An 18,795-nucleotide genomic window follows, 5' to 3' on the forward strand; every position below is an offset into this window, starting at 1 on the left:
CCTTCAGTCCGGCCAGTGGCCGGAGCTCAGGAAGGTGTCGATGGCCCGGGCGTAGGGGGCGATGTCCAGGCCCTGTTCGGCGAGCCAGCTGTCGGAGTAGTACTTGTCGAGGTAGCGCTCGCCGGGGTCGCAGATGAGGGTGACGACGCTGCCCTGGCGGCCTTGGTCCGCCATCTCGGCGACGATCTTGAGTGCGCTCCACAGCCCGGTGCCGGTGGAGCCGCCCGCCTTGCGGCCGATGGTCCGGTCGAGGGCGCGTACGGCGGCGACGCTGGCGGCGTCGGGGACCTTCATCATCCGGTCGATGGCCCCGGTCACGAAGCTGGGTTCCATGCGCGGCCGGCCGATGCCCTCGATGCGGGAGCCTCGGTCGCTGGTGGCGTGGGGGTCGTGGTTCCTCCAGCCGTCGAAGAAGCAGGAGTTCTCGGGGTCGGCGACGCAGATGCGGGTGTCGTGCTGCATGTAGCGCACATAGCGGGCGATGGTCGCGGAGGTGCCGCCGGTGCCCGCGGTGGCGACGATCCAGGTGGGCACGGGGTGGCGTTCGAGCCGGAGCTGGCTGTAGACGGATTCGGCGATGTTGTTGTTGCCGCGCCAGTCGGTGGCCCGTTCGGCGTAGGTGAACTGGTCCATGTAGTGGCCGCCGGTCCGCGCGGCGAGGGCCGCCGCTTCCTCGTACATCGTGCGCGGGTCGTCGACGAAGTGGCAGCGCGCGCCGTGGAACTCGATCAGCCGGCACTTCTCGCGGCTGGTGGTGCGGGGCATGACGGCGATGAACGGGACGCCGATGAGCCCGGCGAAGTACGCCTCGGACACGGCCGTGGAGCCGCTGGACGCCTCGATGACGGGGGCCTCGGGGCGGATCCAGCCGTTGCACAGCCCGTAGAGGAAGAGGGAGCGGGCGAGGCGGTGTTTGAGGCTGCCGGTGGGGTGGGTGGATTCATCCTTGAGGTAGAGATCGATCCCCCATTCGGGCGGCAGCGGGAAGCGCAGCAGGTGGGTGTCGGCGGAGCGGTTCGCGTCGGCCTGGACCTTGCGGACGGCTTCGTTGAGCCAGGCGCGGTGGGCGGGATCGCTGCGGTCCACGTCGAGGGTGGGGACGGCGGCACCGGGATCCGCGCCCGTCGCCCCGGGTTGCACGGTGCTGTTCACGGCGCTCCTCACGCAGTTCATCCGGGCTCATGCGGAGCACTCGGACGTTTCGATCATAAATGGGCACTGGTGCGTGAGCCCCCTCACAGGCAGACTGCGCACTGGGCACACGATTCAGCCGGGGAGGCGGTTGCCGTGGCGGAGCCGGAGTTCAACGCGACCGGGGTGCGGATCGAGCGTTCGTCGCGCTCTCTCACCCGGGCCGGCCAGGTGAAGATCAAGGACGGCAGGCTCGAGTTGCTGACGAGCTACGGCAGGGAGATCGACAGCGCGCCCGTGGACTCCGTCCAGGCGGGCCGCCCGTGGTTCGCCCGGGACCGGGCTCGGGCCCGGGTGAACGGGACGCGCTACGTCCTGACGCTGGGCGGCCAGGATCCGTCCGCCGAGGAGTCGGGCCCGTCCGCCGTCCAGCGTTTCCTGGAGGCGGTGCGCTCCGCCCGGGGCCGGGACGCGGGGGACTGACGGTCCAGAAGTTGCGCGTGTGCCCGTCTGGGTCGACCCTTGACTCGTACCGGCATCACTGAGGGTTCATGGCCCGTTACGCTGCGGATCCTCGACGTCGACCGGGTCGGCAGCCGCCTCCGCCGGTCCGGGCCCAGGGCGTTTCAGAACGCCCATCTGCATCAGGCTAGCCCTACTTCTTCAGGGAGTCGCAGCCGTGATCAGCCGACCGAACAAGCACTGCACCGTGGAGCTACAGGCCCTCCCGCCGCGGATCGGCCAAGTTCGCAGAATCGTATCTGCGCAATTGCGCTACTGGCATCTCGATCCGCTCATCGACCCGGCCGCCCTCGGCGTCACCGAACTTCTCACCAACGTTCACCAGCACGCGGAACCGGACAAGCGCTGCACTGTCGAGATCGACCTCGTGCTGGACCAACTGACCCTCTCCGTACGCGACCACGACCCCCGCCTGCCGCGCATCGGCAGCGCCGACCCCGCCAGCACCCATGGCCGGGGCCTCGCCCTGATCGCCGCGGTCAGCGCCAGCTGGGGCGTGCAGGAACGTCACGACGGCGGCAAGGTCGTGTGGTTCACGCTTCCCGTGCCCGGCGCTCCCAGGCTCCGGCCGGTGCAGTCGGACCGGACGACGATCGCCTTCGAACAACCCGTCCTCGAACTGCCCGCGCTCCAGCCTCCGGTGCTCCAGGAACCCGTCTTCGACGAGTCCCTGGTGACGGTCCGGACGGCACCGTTGCGCGACCGCTCCCCTGTCTGATCCGGCGTTCCCGGCCGAGCCGGCAGGGCAGCCGTTCCAGCGGGAGCGGCGCGCGGCACCTCCGGGCGCGCCGCCCGCCGGGCGGGCCGGGCCCGTACCCGACGGCCGTGCCGGACGCCGCGGCGCACGGGTGCCCGCGCCTTGGCGGCGCCGAGCCGACGAACCCGTGCGGCAGGGGGCGTTCGCGGGGAGATCACGGCGTACCGCGTTTCCCTCCGGTGCCGAAGTGCTCCTCCAGGACGGACATACGGCGCCAGTATTCGTCCTCGTCGATGTCACCGGCGGCGAACCGGCGGCCCAGGACGGCCGTCGGCGCGTTCTCGGCCGCCGCCGGCCGGACGTGCCAGGGTGCGCGACGCCCGCGCCACGCGGTGCGGCGCAGCAGGGTGACGACGCCGACCACGACGGCGGCCCAGATCAGCGGGAAGAAGAGGACCCAGGGGCCGGGCCCGCCGTCGGCCCAGGGTTGCGCGAGAGTGTTCATGGGGGTTCAGCTCCTCGGTAGTGACGGTTTCTCGTCACCTCCGAGCCTGGTCGCTCCGGGCGCCCGCGTCGTCGTACGGCCGGCGGCCGTACGCCTGCCCCGTGGGAAGTAGGAGGAGCGTGCGGCGTACTCCCCACGGGTGTTTTCGGCTCTCTACGCGCGTGCGCGCACGCGCGTGGTCAGCGGCCTCGGCCTCGGCGGCCGGGACGGAGTCGTCCGCGTATGCGCGCACGCGTGGTCAGCCGAGGGCGGCCAAGGGGTCGTCCAGTACGGGCTGCCAGGCCGCTTCCGCCGCGCCGATGAGGCTGTTGTGGTCGAGGGTGCAGGGCAGGATGGGCACGCTGCCGCTGCGGCCCCACAGACTGCGGTCGGCGACGACCGCGCGGAGCCGGTCCGGGTCGGCCTCGAGCAGGTCGCGGTGGAGTCCGCCGAGGATGACGCGGTCGGGGTTGAGGATGTTGACCAGCCCGGCGAGCCCGAGTCCGAGCCGGTCGATGATGAGTTCGGCGGCGGCCCGTACGGACGGGTCGGCGTACTCGGTGCGGAGCAGGTCGCGGGACTGCTGGAGCTGCGAGACCTCGGGGCCGGGCGCGCGGCCGGCCGCGGTGAGGAAGGCGAGCGGGTCGGCCTCGACGTCGAGGCAGCCGCGGCTGCCGCAGTGGCAGGGCAGGCCCACGGGGTTGACGGTGAGGTGTCCCACTTCCAGCGCCAGGCCCGAACTTCCGGTGTGCGGGCGCCCGTCGAGGACGAGGGCGCCTCCGACGCCCCGGTGGCCGGTGGCGACGCACAGCAGGTCCTTGGCACCGCGCCCGGCTCCGTGGCGGTGTTCCGCGAGGGCCGCGAGGTTGACGTCGTTGCCGGTGACACCGGTGGCGGGGGCGGCTCCGGCGCCGGGGACCCCCGCCTTGGCGAGGGCCTCGGAGAAGAGGTCGCGGACCGGTGCGCCGGCCGGCCAGGACAGGTGCATCGGGTTGAGCGCCGTGCCCTCCGGTTCGGCGACGGCCGAGGGGACGGCGAGTCCGGCGCCGAGACAGCGGCGGCCCGTCTCACGCAGCAGCCCGGCACCGGCCTCGACGACGGCGTCGATGATGTGCGACGGATCCGCGGGCACGGTCATGCAGCCGGGCGCGGTGGCGATCATCCGGCCGCCGAGCCCGACGAGGGCGGCCCGGAAGCCGTCGGCGTGGATCTGCGCGGCGAGGACGACGGGCCCGTCGGGGGCGACGGCGAGCCGGTGCGAGGGCCGCCCCTGGGACCCGGCGGCCGCGCCGGGGCGCGCGTCGACCTGGATCAGGCCGAGGGCCTCCAGCTCGGCGGCGACGGCCCCGGCGGTCGCGCGGGTCACGCCGAGCTCGGCGGTGAGCACGGCGCGGGTGGGAGCACGGCCGGTGTGGACGAGCTCCAAGGCCGGGCCGAGGGCACCGCGGCCCCGTTCCAAACGTGTTGTCCGAGTCTGGGTCACGCCCCTATTCTGACTTTGTGCCGACGCTGAACAAAATACGGACCGCCATTCGGGGCCCACAGGACCCGATACCCGTCGACCCTGCCCTGCGCAGCCTCCGTACCGCCCTGACCCTCTTCTTCGCCCTCGACGGCCTGCTCTTCGCGGGCTGGGTCGTCCGCATCCCCGCCATCAAGGAACAGACCGGCGCCTCCGCGGGCGCCCTCGGACTGGCCCTGCTCGGGGTCTCCGCCGGGGCCGTCGCCACCATGACCGTGACCGGCCGGCTGTGCCACAAGTTCGGCAGCCATCCGGTGACGGTCGCCGCCGGCGTGCTCATGTCCCTGGGCATCGCCCTGCCGCCGCTCACCCATTCGGCGCTCTCCCTCGGGCTGGTGCTCCTCGTCTTCGGCGCGGCCTACGGCGGCATCAACGTCGCCATGAACAGCGCGGCCGTCGACCTCGTCGCCGCACTGCACAGGCCCGTGATGCCCAGCTTCCACGCCGCGTTCAGCCTCGGCGGGATGCTGGGCGCGGGGCTCGGCGGACTGGTCGCGGGGCACCTGTCCGCCACCAGCCACCTGCTGATCCTGACCGTGGTCGGACTGATCCTCAGCGCCGCCGCGGGACGCACGCTCCTCGCCCACCCGGCGCCGCGCCCCGAGCCGCGCACCCCGGCCGCCACGACCGGCACCGGCACCGGCACCGGCACCGGCAGGGGACGCCGGCTGGTCGTCGTCTTCGGGCTGATCGCGCTGTGCGACGCCTACGGCGAGGGCGCGCTGGCGGACTGGGGCGCGCTCCATCTCCATCAGGACCTCGGCGCCCGGGCGGGCCTCGCGGCCGTCGGCTACTCCGTCTTCGCGCTCACCATGACGCTGGGGCGCCTGTCGGGCACCGTGCTCCTCGAACGCCTGGGACAGACCAGGACGTTGGTCGCGGGCGGCGCGGCCGCCGCCTTCGGCATGCTGCTCGGTTCACTGGCCCCGACGGTCTGGGCCGCCCTGCTCGGCTTCGCCGTCACCGGGTTCGGCCTCGCCAACATCTTCCCGGTCGCCATCGGCCGGGCCGGGGAACTCGCCGGTCCCGGCGGGGTCGCCACCGCCTCCACGTTCGGCTACGGCGGCATGCTGCTCGGCCCTCCGGCGATCGGCTTCCTCGCCGAGACCTGGTCCCTCCCGCTCGCCCTGACCACGGTCGCCGCACTCGCCGCGATGGCGGCGGCGATCGCGTACGGGACACGGAACGTGGTGCGCGCCGCCGCACGGTGACCGGGGCGTTGTCAGTGGTCGCTGACACAATCCGAAGGAGAGGCGTCCGGGAAGCCGGACGGGACGGCGTCGAGGCGTGACAGGGGCCGTCCGGGAGGCGAAAGGCGGGGTGGTCATGAGCGGGACGCGGGAAGAGTGGCGGTGTGCCGGGCTGCGCTGGGCACCCTCCGGGCCGTCGCTGGCCTGGCTGCACCCGGTCCACGGGATGCGCTCCTCTCCCCTGCCTCCGGGCCGGCCGCTGGCGTTCACGACCGGTGACGCACGGCGGTGCGTCGGAGTGCGCAGAGGCGCCCGGCACACTCCGTGCCCGACGGACGCCGAAGTGCCCGCCACGGCGGTCTCGGCGCAGTGCCCCGAGTGCGCGCGGCTGGACCGCTCGCACTCGGTGGCCGCCGACACCGCTGTCGACGACCCCCGGCCGTACGACGTCTATCTGGCGTGGTTCGGTCCCCGCGTGATCAAGGTCGGAATCACGGCCGCCGAGCGCGAAGGCGTCCGGCTGCTCGAACAGGCCGCGCTGTCCTACGCGCTGCTCGGGCGTGGCCCGTTGATGGCCGCCCGCCGGGCGGAGGCCGTGCTGGGTGCGGCGCTCGCGGTCCCGGACCGCTTTCCGTACGCGGCCAAGCGCGCCGCCCGCCACCCGGTGCCGCCCCGCGAGCAGCGGGAGGCGGAGCTGGCCGCGCTGCACGAGCGGGCCCGCGCGCTCGGCACCCTGCCGGAATCCCTGGCCGTACGGGCCTTCGCGCCGGTGCACCACGACGAGGTGTTCCGTCTCGACCGCATCGGCCCGGACCATCGCCTGGTGGAGCTGGCCGCGGGGCGCACGCTGACGGGCGAGGTCGCCGCGGTGGCCGGCCCGGACGTGTACCTGGAGACGCCGGACGGGCGGCTCCTGTTGGTGGACGCCCGGCAGCTCGCGGGCTGGCCGCTGCTGGCACCGGCGGCCGGGGCGAGGACGACGGTGTCCGTACGCATACCGGAGCCGGCCGGTCCGCAGTCGCTCTTCTGACGCCCTCGCGTCAGCCCAGCCAGCCGGGCCGGACGAGGCCGGACTCGTAGGCGAGGACGACCAGTTGGGCCCGGTCCCGCGCCCCCAGCTTGACCATGGCGCGGCTGACGTGCGTCTTGGCGGTGAGGGGGCTGACGACGAGACGGCGGGCGATCTCGTCGTTGGACAGGCCGATTCCGACGAGCGTCATCACCTCACGCTCGCGGTCCGTCAGCTCCGCGAGCGCGTCGGCGGCGGCGGGCTCCTTGGAGCGGGCGGCGAATTCGGCGATGAGGCGGCGCGTCACGCCCGGCGAGAGCAGCGCGTCACCGGCGACCACGGCCCGTACGGCACGGAGCAGTTCGTCCGGTTCGGTGTCCTTCACAAGAAAGCCGGAGGCGCCGGAGCGGATCGCCTCGAAGACGTATTCGTCCAGCTCGAAGGTGGTCAGCATGATGACCCTTACGTCCGACAGGTGGGGGTCCTCGGTGATCCGGCGGGTGGCGGCGAGCCCGTCGAGAACGGGCATCCGGATGTCCATGAGGACGGCGTCGGGGCGCAGTTCGCGGACCAGCGCCAAGGCCTGCCGTCCGTCCGACGCCTCACCGACGACGGTGATGTCGGGCTGCGCGTCCAGCAGGGCGCGGAATCCGGCGCGTACGAGCAGCTGGTCGTCGGCGAGCAGGACGCGTACGGAGCGTGCTCCTCGTTCGCTCACGGCTTCTCCTGGGGCGGGGTGGCGAGGGGCAGTCGGACGCTGACGCGGAAGCCGCCGTCGGGCCGGGGGCCGGCCTCGACCGTACCGCCGAGGCCGGCGGCCCGCTCCCGCATGCCCACCAGTCCCTTGCCGCTGCTGGGGAGCGCGGCCCCGGTGGCGGGGCCGTCGTCGTCGACACGCAGCAGGAGCGCGTCGGGACGGTAGGCCAGCAGCACCCGGGCCGTGCGCGAGCCGGAGTGGCGGACGATGTTCGTGAGGGCTTCCTGGACGATCCGGAAGGCGGCGAGGTCGGCGCCGGGCGGCAGGGCGATACGCGGACCCTCGGTGGTGATGTCCACGGCGAGCCCGGCGCCGGCCGCCTGTTCGGCCAGCTCGGGCAGGCGGTCGAGGCCGGGGGCGGGCGAGCGGGGCGCGTCGCCGGGGGTGCGCAGGGTGTCGAGGACCTGGCGGACCTCGCCGAGCACCTCCTTGCTGGCGGCCTTGATGGTGATGAGCGCCGTGCGGGCCTGTTCGGGGTGCTCGTCGAGCAGGGCGAGGCCGACGCCGGCCTGGACGTTGATGACGGAGATGCTGTGGGCGAGCACGTCGTGCAGTTCGCGCGCGATGCGCAGCCGCTCCTCGTCGGCGCGGCGGCGCTCGGCTGCGGCCCGCTCGACGCGGTCGCGGACCCACTGCTCGCGCCGCAGCCGGACCAGTTCGGACCCGACGAGGACGGCCACGGCCCAGGCGGTGGGCGCCCACTCCTCGTTCCAGGCGGCCGGCCCGTCGCCACCGGGTGGCAGCCAGCGGTAGAGCCAGTGGGCGATGAGGAGATGACCGGCCCACAGCAGGCCGACCGCGCACCATGCGGCGCGGCGGTGTCCGGCGACGATCGCGGTGAAGCAGGCGATGACGACGCTGAGGAAGACGGGACTGTAGGGGTAGCCGCCGCCGAGGTAGAGCAGGGTGACGACGCACGTGCCGAAGACGGCGACGCGCGGGTGGCGGTGGCGGATCAGCAGGAAGGCGGGTCCCGCGGCGAGCAGGACCTTCGCGAAGGAGTCGAGCGGCACCCGGTCGGGCTGGTCCAGCGCGGCGTAGTGCCCGCCGATCTGCTGGAACACCGCGACGGCGAGGGTGGACGGCCACGGCGGGCGCCGTGTCGGGCGGGCGAACCAGCGCTCCCAGGGCGGTCCCCCGCCGCGCTCCCGCGCCCACGGCGCCCGTCCTTCACTGCCCATACGGCCAAGCTAGTCGGCGGCGGGGCGTGCGGCGTCAGCCGCGCGTGGTGGCCGCGTCTACTTCCTGGGGAGTAGTGAGCCCCACCTGGTGGGCCAGACCGCGGACGGCGTGCGCGAAGAACGCGTCCCGGGCCTCGACGACCTGGTTGAACTGACCGAAGAGCTCGAAGCCGATCAGTCCGAAGAGCTGAGCCCAAGCGGCGACGAGCGCGGCCGTCGCCGGCGCGGGGAGCCCTGGGGCGAACTCCGCGGCCAGCCGCTCGACATCGGTGTGCACGGTGCGGGGCAGGGGGTCCACCGGCGGGGTGACGAGCCTGCCGCCGGCGTGGGCCTCGCGGGCGATGGAGAGCAGGGTGAGCGCGACCCGGCCGGCGGGCTCGACGGTGGTCAGCGGGGCGGTGTAGCCGGGGACGGGCGAGCCGTAGATCAGCGCGTATTCGTGCGGGTGGGCGAGGGCCCAGGTGCGGACGGCCCGGCAGACGGCGGTCCAGCGGGCGGTCGGATCCTCGCTGTCGACGGCGGCGAGGGCGATCTCGGCGGCGGAGCCCACCGCGTTGTACGCGTCGACGATGAGGGCGGTCAGCAGGTCGTCGCGGCTGGGGAAGTAGCGGTAGAGCGCGGAGGAGACCATGCCGAGCTCGCGGGCGACGGCGCGCAGGGACAGCTTGGCCGCACCGTCCCGTGCGAGCTGGAGGCGCGCCTCGTCCTTGATGGCGGCGGTGATTTCACTGCGGGCCCGCTCTCTGGCCCCTCGGATCGCACTCATGAGGCCCAGTCTGCCAGTCGGCGGAAGCAACAGCCAGAAACGAGAGCAGTGCTCTTGCGCGATTCCGGGAAAGCGCGCACACTGATCTCAGGCGAGAGCACTGCTCTCATCGGATCTGGAACGACGACTCGGGGGTGTCCCATGGCGCACTACATCAAGCCCGGACGGCTGGAAGCGCGGCTCGTCCACGGCACGATCGGCTGGCTGGCGCGGCGAGGTCTGAGCCTGGCGGGGACAGCGGAGCTGTCGGTACGGGGTCGCAGCAGCGGCGAGTGGCGGCCGGTCCCGGTCAATCCCCTCGACGCGGAGGGAGGCCGCTTCCTCGTGTCGGCGCGCGGGGACGGGCAGTGGGTGCGCAATCTCCGGGCCGCGGGCGGCGGGCGGCTGCGCGTCGGGCGCGCCACCCAGTCCTTCACCGCGGTGGAGGTGCCCGATGAGGAGAAAGTCCCCCTGCTGCGGGCCTATTTGAGCCGCTGGGGCTGGGAAGTGGGCCGGTTCTTCGACGGAGTGACCGTGAAGTCGCCCGACGAGGAACTGCGGAGGATCGCCTCACGGCACCCGGTCTTCCGGATATCGACGGCGCCGGGGGCGGCCGCGGAGAGGTGAGGGGCAGGCGTGCGGGCCGGCCTCAGCGCGGGCGGGAGCTCACGCGGAGGGAGCGGAGGGAAGTGCGAAGCGCACACACGGACCGGGGCGGACCGTACGCGACTCCGGGACAGCTACCCGCTCCCTGTCCTCGAAGCCTGCTGAAAACGCCGCCGGGCGGGCCGGGCCTGCGAGCGGCCCGGCTCACGCCCCAAGTGCTCAGCGGGCGTTCGCGGCCTCGGCGCGGTCCACCGAGGACAGGACACGGCGGGCCATCGGGTGTGTCCGCACGATCTCGGCGAGCGTGGTCGTGCCACGCGTGATCTTCGCGAACGCCTGCCATGCCGGGCGGAAGCCCGTCACGGCGGCGTGGACGAGGCCGGGGCGCCGCTTGTAGAGGGCGAGCATCCGGCGCCCGACCCCCATCTCCACGCCCAGGCCCGCCTTGATCGCGAAGGCGTAGTTGAGCGCCTGGCGGCGGGCGTCGACCGCGTCCTGCGCCTCACCGATGCGTACGGCCCACTCCCCCGCCAGGCGGCCCGAGCGCAGGGCGAAGGAGATGCCCTCGCGGGTCCACGGCTCCAGCAGTCCGGCTGCGTCACCGCACACGATCACCCGGCCGCGGGAGAGCGGCGAGTCGTCCGAGCGGCAGCGGGTGAGGTGCCCGGAGGAGATGCTCGGCTCGAAACCCGCCAGGCCGAGGCGGGCGATGAAGTCCTCCAGATAGCGCTTGGTGCCCGAGCCGTCGCCCCGCTCCGAGATCACACCCACCGTCAGGGTGTCGCCCTTGGGGAAGACCCAGCCGTAACTACCCGGGATCGGGCCCCAGTCGATGAGCACCCGGCCCGCCCAGTCCTCGGCGACTGTCGGGGGCACCGGGATCTCGGCCTCCAGGCCGAGATCGACCTGCTCGAGCTTGACCCCGACATGGGCCCCTATGCGCCCCGCGCTGCCGTCGGCACCGACGACCGCGCGGGCCAGGACGGTCTCTCCGTCGCCGAGCACGACGGCGACGGTGCGCCGGTCGGGCACCGCCGGGCCGTGCTGCTCGACGCGGGAGACGGTCACGCCCGTGCGCACCTCGGCGCCCGCGCGCTGCGCGGCCTCGACCAGGCCCGCGTCGAACTCGGGCCGGTTGATGAGTCCGAAGAGCATCCGCTTGGAGCGGCGGGTGCGCGAGAGCTTCCCGTTCAAGGAGAAGGTGACAGCATGCACACGCTCGCGCAGCGGCAGTTCGAAGCCCGGCGGCAGCGCGTCACGCGAGGGGCCGATGATGCCTCCGCCGCAAGTCTTGTAGCGAGGCAGTTCGGCCTTCTCCAGGAGGAGGACACGGCGGCCCGCGGAAGCCGCCGCGTGGGCCGCGGAGGCCCCCGCGGGCCCCGCGCCCACCACTACGACGTCCCACACCGGCCCCTGGCCCTCGGCCGCGTCCCGCCCCGTGTCCTGGGCTGCGTTGTCGCTGCTCACCTGTGCTGTTACTCCCGCTCGATCACCGGTTACGGCTACCGTCCGCATCCTACGGCCCGCCGCCCGTCCGCCCTGCCCCGGGAAGGCCGCGGGCACAGCGCGGGGCGGCCGTGGGAGGATCGGCAGCGCAATCGCCTGTACGCACGGATAACGCCGTGCCCCCAAGGAGCGTTCCATGGAGCAGCCCTCGACGCGTCAGCCCGAGCCGGACCCGGCCGCGCTGGCGGCGACCGTCGCCTCACTCCAGTCCCGTGCCAGGGCCGAGCTGGCCGAGCTGGTGGCCTTCAAGTCGGTCGCGGACGAGGCGCAGTTCCCGCGCAGCGAGTGCGAGGCCGCGGCGAACTGGGTGGCCGACGCCCTGCGCGCCGAGGGCCTGGAGGACGTGGCGCTCCTCGACACCCCCGACGGCACCCAGTCCGTCTACGGCTGCCTGCCGGGTCCCGCGGGCGCGCCCGTCGTCCTGCTCTACGCGCACTACGACGTGCAGCCGCCGCTGGACGAGGACGCCTGGCTCTCGCCGCCGTTCGAGCTGACCGAGCGCGACGGGCGCTGGTACGGGCGCGGTGCCGCGGACTGCAAGGGCGGTGTGGTCATGCACCTCACCGCGCTGCGGGCACTGAAGGCGCACGGCGGTGTCCCGGTCACCGTGAAGGTGATCGTCGAGGGCTCGGAGGAGCAGGTCACCGGGGGCCTGGAGCGGTACGCGGAGGCGCACCCCGAGCTGCTGGCCGCCGACGCCATCGTCATCGGCGACGCGGGCAACTTCCGGGTGGGCCTGCCGACCGTCACGGCGATGCTGCGCGGCATGTCGAACGTGGTGGTCCAGGTGGACACGCTGGAGGGCAATCTGCACTCCGGCCAGTTCGGCGGCGCTGCGCCGGACGCGCTGGCGGCACTGATCCGCGTCCTGGACTCGCTGCGCGACGAGGACGGCGCGACCGTCATCAACGGTCTGGATTCGCAGGCGCGCTGGGAGGGGCTGCAGTATCCGGAGGAGGACTTCCGCAAGGACGCCAAGGTCCTCGACGGCGTGCGGCTGATCGGTTCCGGCACGGTGGCCGACCGGATCTGGGCACGCCCGGCCGTCACGGTCCTGGGCATCGACTGCCCGCCGGTGATCGGCGCCACGTCGTCCGTCCAGGCGAGCGCCAAGGCTCTGGTGAGCCTGCGGGTCCCGCCGGGTACGGACGAGGCCGTGGCCGCGAAGCTGCTGACCGCCCATCTGGTCGCGGCCGCGCCGTGGGGGGTGCGGGTCTCGGTGGAGCAGGTCGGCCAGGGCCAGCCGTTCCGTGCCGACACCGAGAGCCCGGCGTACGCGTCGATGGCCGAGGCGATGCGCGTCGCCTACCCCGGCGAGGAGATGCAGATCTCCGGCATGGGCGGCTCGATCCCGCTGTGCAACACCCTCACCTCCCTCTACCCGGAGGCGGAGATGCTGCTGATCGGGCTGAGCGAGCCGGACGCCCAGATCCACGCGGTGAACGAGAGCGTCTCCCCGGAGGAGCTGGAGCGGCTCTCGCTGGCCGAGGCCCTGTTCCTCGTCAACTACGCGGCCGGCAAGCGCTGACGGCACGGCGGCCCACGGGCCGTCAGCCGACCGGGACGCCCGCTTCGAGGTTGAGCGGGCGTCCCTGTTCACGGGCGCGCAGGGCCCAGCGGAGTCTGCTCAGCCGCACGGGCGGCAGCAGGGCGGCCGCCTCGCTCTCGGTGACGAAGCGCCAGCCGCGCAGTTCGGAGCCGGGCAGCAGGACCCGGTGCGCCTCGTCCTCCGTGAGCCGCCCTCCGTCGAAGAGGAACCGCAGACCGCCGTAGCCGGGCGGCTTGGGCGGCTCCCAGTCGATGACCAGCAGGCGTGGCACCTCGGGGAGTTCGATGCCGATCTCCTCGGCCACCTCGCGCATCCCGGCCCGGGCGGGCGCCTCGCCGGGCTCGACCACCCCGCCGGGGAACTCCCAGCCCGGTTTGTAGGTGGGGTCGACGAGGAGCACGCGGTCCTCCTCGTCGAAGAGCAGGACCCCGGCGGCGAGGGTCTCGGCCGTGGGCTGGGGGGTCTGGACGATCGCACAGGCTCCGGCGGTACCGGTGCGTACGGCCTCGGCGACCCGCTCGGCGACCTCGCGTGGTGTCAGCCCGCCGGTGTCCACGGCGAAGGTGTCGGCACAGAGCCAGGGCAGCGCCGCGTGGTAGGGGGCGATGTGGTCCAGCGCCCAGCGCCGGACGCTTTCGCTGCGCTCGGGGTCGTCCTCGTACTCCTCACGGTTGGCGATACGCGCCCGCAGTATCGTTTCGTCAACCGTCAGCAGCACATGCCGAACAGGGATGCGACGGGAGGCGAGGGCACCGAAGATCTCGTCCCGGTAGTCCTGCCGCAGCAGGGTCATGGGCACCACGAGCACCCCGCCGACCTCGGCGAGCAGGGCCGCCGCGGCGTCGGTTACCAGCCGCCGCCAGATCGGCAGGTCCTGGTAGTCGCCGACCTCGCCCATCCTCTTCGGCGGCACCAGGTAACGCAGTGCTCCGCCGATCACCTCAGGGTCGTAGAGGGTGCTGCCGGGAATCAGCTCGGTCAGTTCTCTCGCCGTGCTGGTCTTCCCCGTACTGAACGCGCCGTTCAGCCAGACGATCACGGTTCCCCCTTCTCCGTCGACCCCTGTGAAGTGCCCGCAACACCTTGCCACGGAAACGCGTGCGAGCGGCATGGCGCGCCACCCGTTCACCCCTCTGCCGGTGAAGGCCGGATCCCGCCCATGACACCCCGTACGCAACGGTCGGCGCGGCCGCCGTCGACCGCCGCGCCACGCCGAGTTCACGCTCCGCACCCGGCCCCTCATCAGGACCGCTTCCCGCGCATACCCCCGCGCCGGGCTTCCACCCCCGCGGGTGTCAGCGTCCCGACGGCGGTGCCCAGAGCCCCAGTTCCCGTGCCGCGGCGGACGCCGCGCCGACCAGTCCCGCGTCGGATCCGAGCCGGGCGGGGAGCACCTCGACCCCCGACGCGAAGGACAGCGTCGCGTAGTCCCGCAGGCGCTCGCGGAGCGGGCCGAAGAGGATGTCCCCCGCGCCGGCGACACCGCCGCCTATGACGGCCACCTCGATCTCGACCAGGGTGGCGGTCGCCGCGATCCCCGCGGCCAGGGCCTGCGCGGCGCGCGCGAAGGAGGCGAGGGCCGCCACGTCCCCGGCACGGGCGGCCGCCGCGACGGCGGCCGCGCTCCGGTCGCCGCCCGGGGCCGGACGCCAGCCCGTGTCGAGCGCGCGGCGGGCGATGTTGGGACCGCTCGCGATGCGTTCCACACAACCGCGCGCGCCGCAGGGGCAGGCGTCGCCGTCGAGGTCGACGCTGATGTGCCCGATATGGCCCGCGTTGCCCGTGGGTCCGGTGTGGAGGCGGCCGTCGAGGACCAGTCCGCCGCCGACGCCCGTGGAGACCACCATGCACAGGGCGTTGGCGCGGCCACGGGCGGCGCCCTGCCAGTGCTCGGCCGCCGTCATGGCGACACCGTCGCCCACCAGCACCACCGGCAGCCCGCCCACCCGCTCCCGCACCTCGGCGACCAGCGGGAAGTCGCGCCAGCCGGGGACGTTGACCGGGCTGACCGTGCCGCGGGAGGCGTCGACGGGGCCGGCGCTGCCGATGCCCACCGCCAGGACCCGCGGCCACTCAGGTGCGCGCACGAGCTCGTCCAGCACCTCCGTCACGGCGCCCATCACCGTCGTGGCGGCCTCCCCCGCGGGCGTCGGCCGCTGGGCGCGGACGAGGAGGCGTCCGTGGTCGTCCACCAGAGCGCCCGCGATCTTGGTACCGCCGATGTCGAGAGCCGCGACGAGGCCGGAGCGGTCGATGTGCATTTGGTGCGGTATCTCCTGGTCCACGGGCGCCGAAAGGGTGTGCGGTCGCCAGTCTCCCCAGAGTTGACAACGTTGTCCAGGCTCTATGCTCGACGTCACCCCCACGCATCGACACCCGCCGTGACACGCAAAGGAACGAGCCATCGTGGCCCAGAGCAGTCCGCAGTACCGCTACGGCAACCGCCCGACCATGAAGGACGTGGCGGCGCGCGCGGGCGTGGGTCTCAAGACCGTCTCGCGGGTGGTGAACGGCGAGCCGGGCGTCACCCCGGACACCGAGCGGCGCGTGCAGGACGCGATCACGGCGCTCGGCTTCCGCCGCAACGACAGTGCCCGCATCCTCCGCAAGGGCCGTACGGCGTCCATCGGGCTGGTCCTCGAGGATCTCGCCGACCCCTTCTACGCGCCGCTCAACCGTGCCGTCGAGGAGGTGGCCCGCGCGCACGGCGCCCTGCTCATCAACGGTTCCAGCGCCGAGGACCCGGACCGCGAGCGGGAGTTGGCCCTGGCCTTCTGCGCCCGCCGTGTCGACGGCCTCGTCGTCATTCCGGCGGGCGACGACCACCGCTATCTGGAACCCGAGATAGCCGCCGGCATCGCCACCGTCTTCGTGGACCGCCCGGCCGGGCGGACGGCCGCCGACGTCGTGCTCTCCGACAGCTTCGGCGGCGCCCGCGACGGCGTCGCCCACCTCATCGCGCACGGCCACCGACGCATCGGTTTCATCGGCGACCAGGCGCACATCCACACCGCCACCGAGCGGCTGCGCGGCTACCGCGCCGCCATGCGGGACGCCGGGCTGCCCGTGGACGAGCGGTGGATCTCGCTCGGCCCCACCGCCCCCGAGCGTGTCCGGGCGGAGGCGGAGACCATGCTGGCAGGACCGCGGCCGGTGACCGCCCTGTTCGCGGGCAACAACCGCGTGACGGTCACGGCCGTGCGCGTCATCGCCGCCGTGGCCCGCCCGGTCGCCCTCGTCGGCTTCGACGACTTCGAGCTCGCCGACCTCCTCTCGCCCGCCGTCACCGTGGTCGCCCAGGACGCGGCGCGGCTCGGACGCACGGCGGCGGAGCGGCTGTTCCGGCGGCTGGACGGGGTGACGGAAGCCCCGCAGCGGGTGGAGCTCCCCACCCGGCTGATCGTGCGCGGCTCCGGCGAACTCCCGCCCGTCGAAGACTGACCGCTATCCCGCCCGGCCCGCCAGGCGGTCGAGGTCCGCGCGCGTCAGCCCGGTCGGTCCCGTGACCTCGGCGCTGTCGACGGCCCCGCAGTCCAGCCCTCGGAGCAGATACCCGCTGAGTGCCCTGGCCGTGGCGGGTTCATCCAGTACGGCACCGCTCACACTCCGCATATATGCGGTCAGTCGAGCGGCAGCCTGGGCAAGTCCCTCCCGGTAGAAGGCATATACCGCTGCGTAGCGGGTCGGCAGATGGCCCGGATGCATGTCCCAGCCTTGGTAGTACGCACGCTCCAGCGCCCGGCGTACGAGTCCGTGGTGCAGCCGCCAGGCGTCGTGCACCTGCCGGGTCGGGCCGACCGGCAGGACGTTCGTCGAACCGTCGGAGAGACGGACCCCGGTACCGGCGGCCGCGACCTGCATGACGGCCTTGGCGTGATCGGCCACCGGGTGGTCGGGCGACTGCTGTGCCGCGCCCACCCCGCAGGAGGCGCTGTAGTCGAAGGTGCCGTAGTGCAGCGAGGTCGCCCGGCCCCCGGCGGCATCGATCATCCGGGCCACGTTGGCCCGCCCGTCGGCGCCCAGGATCGCCTGGGTCGTCTCGATCTGGATCTCGAAGCGGATCCGCCCGGGCGCGAGGCCCCGCGCCTTCTCGAACTCCTCGGCCAGCCGGACCATCGCCGTGACCTGCTCGGCGTAGGTGACCTTGGGGAGGGTGAGCACCAGCCCCGCGGGCAGCCCGCCCGCCTCCATCAGCCCGGTGAGGAAGATGTCGAGGGTGCGGATGCCGCGGTCGCGCACGGCGGCTTCCATGCACTTCATGCGGATGCCCATGTACGGGGCGGCCGTGCCGTCCTCGTATGCCCGCGCCACCAGCCGCGCGGCCCGCGCGGCGGCCGCGTCCTCCTCGGCGTCGGGGCGCGGCCCGTAGCCGTCCTCGAAGTCGATGCGCAGGTCCTCCACGGGTTCGCGCTCCAGCTTGGCGCGCACGCGCTCGTACACGGGCCCGGCGAGGCCGTCGGGTATCCCGAGGACGGCGGCGAGCGCCGCGGCGTCGGGGGCGTGGGCGTCGAGGGCCGCGAGCGCCTTCGCGCCCCAGGAGCGCACGGTGTCGGCGGCGAAGACGTCGGCGGGGACGTAGACGGTGTGCACGGGCTGACGGGTGCCGGGGTCACCGGGATAGCGGCGCGCGAGATCGGCGTCGACATCGGCGAGGGAGGCTCCTATACGTTCCTTCAGGGCCTCGTCGAAGGTTGTCGCGACCGTGCCGTGCTGCCCCATGCGCCGTCCTCCATGTTTCCGCTCACCGGAATTCACTGTCCGTGCAGCGAAGTTAACGACGGCTCAGGGGCAAGGTCAACAGTCCCGGCCCGATCCGCACGGCGCCGGGGACGCCGTGAGGCCCCGTACGCACGGCGTACGGGGCCTCACGGGCGGACGGGGTCAGCCCTTGCGGGACGTGACCTCGGCGGTGAGCTGCGGGACGACCTCGAAGAGGTCGCCGACCACGCCGTAGTCGACCAGGTCGAAGATCGGGGCCTCGGCGTCCTTGTTGATGGCGACGATCGTCTTCGAGGTCTGCATGCCGGCCCGGTGCTGGATCGCGCCGGAGATGCCCGCCGCGATGTACAGCTGCGGCGAGACCGACTTGCCGGTCTGGCCGACCTGGTTGGTGTGCGGGTACCAGCCGGCGTCGACGGCGGCACGCGAGGCGCCGACGGCCGCGCCGAGCGAGTCGGCCAGGCCCTCGATCAGCGAGAAGTTCTCGGCACCGTTGACACCACGGCCACCGGAGACCACGATCGCGGCCTCGGTCAGCTCGGGGCGGCCGGTCGACTCGCGCGGGGTGCGGGAGACGACCTTGGTGCCGGTCGACTTCTCGCCGAAGGAGACGGCCAGCTGCTCGACCGTACCGGCGGCAGCGGCGGCCTCCGGGGCGGCGGAGTTGGGCTTGACGGTGATGACCGGCGTGCCCTTGGTGACGCGGGACTTGGTGGAGTACGAGGCCGCGAAGACGGACTGCGTGGCCACCGGGCCCTCGGCGCCGGCCTCCAGGTCGACGGCGTCGGTGATGATGCCCGAGCCGATGCGGACGGCGAGGCGGGCCGCGATCTCCTTGCCCTCGGCGGAGGACGGGACGAGCACGGCGACCGGGGAGACGGCCTTGTACGCGGCCTCCAGGGCGTCGACCTTGGGCGCGACGAGGTAGTCGGCGAACTCGGACGCGTCGGCCGTGAGGACCTTCACCGCGCCGTACTCGCCGAGCGTCCGCGCGGCGGCGTCGGCACCGGCGCCCAAGTGCACGGCGACGGGCTCGCCGAGGCGGCGTGCGAGGGTGAGCAGTTCGAGGGTGGGCTTACGGACGGCACCGTCCGCGTGGTCGACGTAGACGAGAACTTCAGCCATGGGATGGGACTCCTGCGCAGAAAAGAAGCGGATGACGGTTCGTGCGGGCTGA

General features: G+C 73.3%; 18 protein-coding genes. 7 read left to right on the forward strand and 11 right to left on the reverse strand.

Features of this window, described 5'->3' with window-relative positions; translation table 11 throughout:
• Positions 1-3: 3 nt before the first annotated feature.
• A complete protein-coding gene (locus tag AB0435_RS01550; RefSeq protein ID WP_366425922.1) occupies positions 4-1,152 on the reverse strand; it encodes a PLP-dependent cysteine synthase family protein in 1,149 nt (382 codons plus the stop codon).
• 135 nt (positions 1,153-1,287) lie between these two features.
• Between AB0435_RS01550 and AB0435_RS01555 the strand changes: the two genes are divergently transcribed.
• Together AB0435_RS01555 and AB0435_RS01560 are read left to right on the forward strand one after the other, a co-directional pair.
• Positions 1,288-1,614 (forward strand): hypothetical protein, encoded by a 327-nt coding sequence (locus AB0435_RS01555; protein ID WP_366005998.1) that lies wholly within the window; start codon positions 1,288-1,290, stop codon positions 1,612-1,614.
• A gap of 196 nt (positions 1,615-1,810) precedes the next feature.
• A complete protein-coding gene (locus tag AB0435_RS01560) occupies positions 1,811-2,371 on the forward strand; it encodes an ATP-binding protein (protein WP_366425923.1) in 561 nt (186 codons plus the stop codon).
• A gap of 193 nt (positions 2,372-2,564) precedes the next feature.
• On the opposite strand, the gene AB0435_RS01565 is transcribed toward AB0435_RS01560, so the two are convergent.
• Both AB0435_RS01565 and AB0435_RS01570 read right to left on the reverse strand, forming a co-directional pair.
• Positions 2,565-2,855: an SHOCT domain-containing protein gene (locus AB0435_RS01565; RefSeq protein ID WP_366005996.1), complete on the reverse strand. Its 291-nt coding sequence runs from the start codon at positions 2,853-2,855 to the stop codon at positions 2,565-2,567.
• 238 nt (positions 2,856-3,093) lie between these two features.
• Positions 3,094-4,317: an ROK family protein gene (locus tag AB0435_RS01570; protein WP_366005995.1), complete on the reverse strand. Its 1,224-nt coding sequence runs from the start codon at positions 4,315-4,317 to the stop codon at positions 3,094-3,096.
• Between the two features lie 17 nt (positions 4,318-4,334).
• Here AB0435_RS01570 and AB0435_RS01575 point away from each other — a divergent pair, with 17 nt between their 5' ends.
• A complete protein-coding gene (locus tag AB0435_RS01575; protein WP_366425924.1) occupies positions 4,335-5,567 on the forward strand; it encodes an MFS transporter in 1,233 nt (410 codons plus the stop codon).
• Positions 5,568-5,682: 115 nt separating this feature from the next.
• Entirely contained in the window at positions 5,683-6,576 is an 894-nt protein-coding gene (locus tag AB0435_RS01580; protein ID WP_366425925.1) for a DUF2797 domain-containing protein, read from the forward strand.
• Positions 6,577-6,586: 10 nt separating this feature from the next.
• Here AB0435_RS01580 and AB0435_RS01585 read toward each other — a convergent pair whose 3' ends face one another.
• Genes AB0435_RS01585 through AB0435_RS01595 form a run of 3 tightly spaced genes read right to left on the reverse strand, consistent with a single transcriptional unit; the run spans position 6,587 to position 9,259 of the window.
• Positions 6,587-7,273, reverse strand: coding sequence for a response regulator transcription factor (locus tag AB0435_RS01585; RefSeq protein WP_366005992.1), 687 nt, complete (start codon positions 7,271-7,273; stop codon positions 6,587-6,589).
• On the reverse strand, positions 7,270-8,493 hold the full coding sequence (locus tag AB0435_RS01590) for a sensor histidine kinase (protein WP_366005991.1): 1,224 nt from the start codon (positions 8,491-8,493) through the stop codon (positions 7,270-7,272). Before AB0435_RS01590 ends, AB0435_RS01585 begins: the two co-directional genes overlap by 4 nt.
• A 34-nt stretch (positions 8,494-8,527) precedes the next feature.
• The gene (locus AB0435_RS01595) at positions 8,528-9,259 is read right to left on the reverse strand and encodes a TetR/AcrR family transcriptional regulator (protein ID WP_366005990.1); all 732 of its coding nucleotides are present in this window, start codon (positions 9,257-9,259) and stop codon (positions 8,528-8,530) included.
• Between the two features lie 141 nt (positions 9,260-9,400).
• Here AB0435_RS01595 and AB0435_RS01600 point away from each other — a divergent pair, with 141 nt between their 5' ends.
• On the forward strand, positions 9,401-9,865 hold the full coding sequence (locus AB0435_RS01600; protein WP_366005989.1) for a nitroreductase family deazaflavin-dependent oxidoreductase: 465 nt from the start codon (positions 9,401-9,403) through the stop codon (positions 9,863-9,865).
• A gap of 198 nt (positions 9,866-10,063) precedes the next feature.
• Here the strand turns inward: AB0435_RS01600 and AB0435_RS01605 are convergent, their stop codons facing one another.
• Positions 10,064-11,311, reverse strand: a complete 1,248-nt coding sequence (locus AB0435_RS01605; protein WP_366005988.1) for a geranylgeranyl reductase family protein — start codon at positions 11,309-11,311, stop codon at positions 10,064-10,066.
• A gap of 175 nt (positions 11,312-11,486) precedes the next feature.
• On the opposite strand from AB0435_RS01605, the gene AB0435_RS01610 reads away from it, so the two are divergent.
• Entirely contained in the window at positions 11,487-12,878 is a 1,392-nt protein-coding gene (locus tag AB0435_RS01610) for a dipeptidase (RefSeq protein WP_366005987.1), read from the forward strand.
• 22 nt (positions 12,879-12,900) lie between these two features.
• On the opposite strand, the gene AB0435_RS01615 is transcribed toward AB0435_RS01610, so the two are convergent.
• The gene (locus AB0435_RS01615) at positions 12,901-13,938 is read right to left on the reverse strand and encodes an NUDIX domain-containing protein (protein WP_366005986.1); all 1,038 of its coding nucleotides are present in this window, start codon (positions 13,936-13,938) and stop codon (positions 12,901-12,903) included.
• Positions 13,939-14,194: 256 nt separating this feature from the next.
• Positions 14,195-15,160 (reverse strand): ROK family protein, encoded by a 966-nt coding sequence (locus AB0435_RS01620; protein WP_366425926.1) that lies wholly within the window; start codon positions 15,158-15,160, stop codon positions 14,195-14,197.
• Between the two features lie 190 nt (positions 15,161-15,350).
• Between AB0435_RS01620 and AB0435_RS01625 the strand changes: the two genes are divergently transcribed.
• A complete protein-coding gene (locus AB0435_RS01625; protein ID WP_366426033.1) occupies positions 15,351-16,340 on the forward strand; it encodes a LacI family DNA-binding transcriptional regulator in 990 nt (329 codons plus the stop codon).
• 3 nt (positions 16,341-16,343) lie between these two features.
• On the opposite strand, the gene AB0435_RS01630 is transcribed toward AB0435_RS01625, so the two are convergent.
• Complete coding sequence (locus tag AB0435_RS01630) at positions 16,344-17,618, reverse strand: aldolase/citrate lyase family protein (protein WP_366425927.1); 1,275 nt, start codon at positions 17,616-17,618, stop codon at positions 16,344-16,346.
• A gap of 162 nt (positions 17,619-17,780) precedes the next feature.
• Positions 17,781-18,743 carry an electron transfer flavoprotein subunit alpha/FixB family protein gene (locus AB0435_RS01635; RefSeq protein WP_366005983.1) on the reverse strand — a complete coding sequence of 321 codons (963 nt, stop codon included), beginning with the start codon at positions 18,741-18,743 and terminating at the stop codon, positions 17,781-17,783.
• Positions 18,744-18,795: the final 52 nt, after the last annotated feature.

The sequence above is a fragment of the Streptomyces sp. NPDC051173 genome (assembly GCF_040689515.1).
GTDB lineage: Bacteria > Actinomycetota > Actinomycetes > Streptomycetales > Streptomycetaceae > Streptomyces.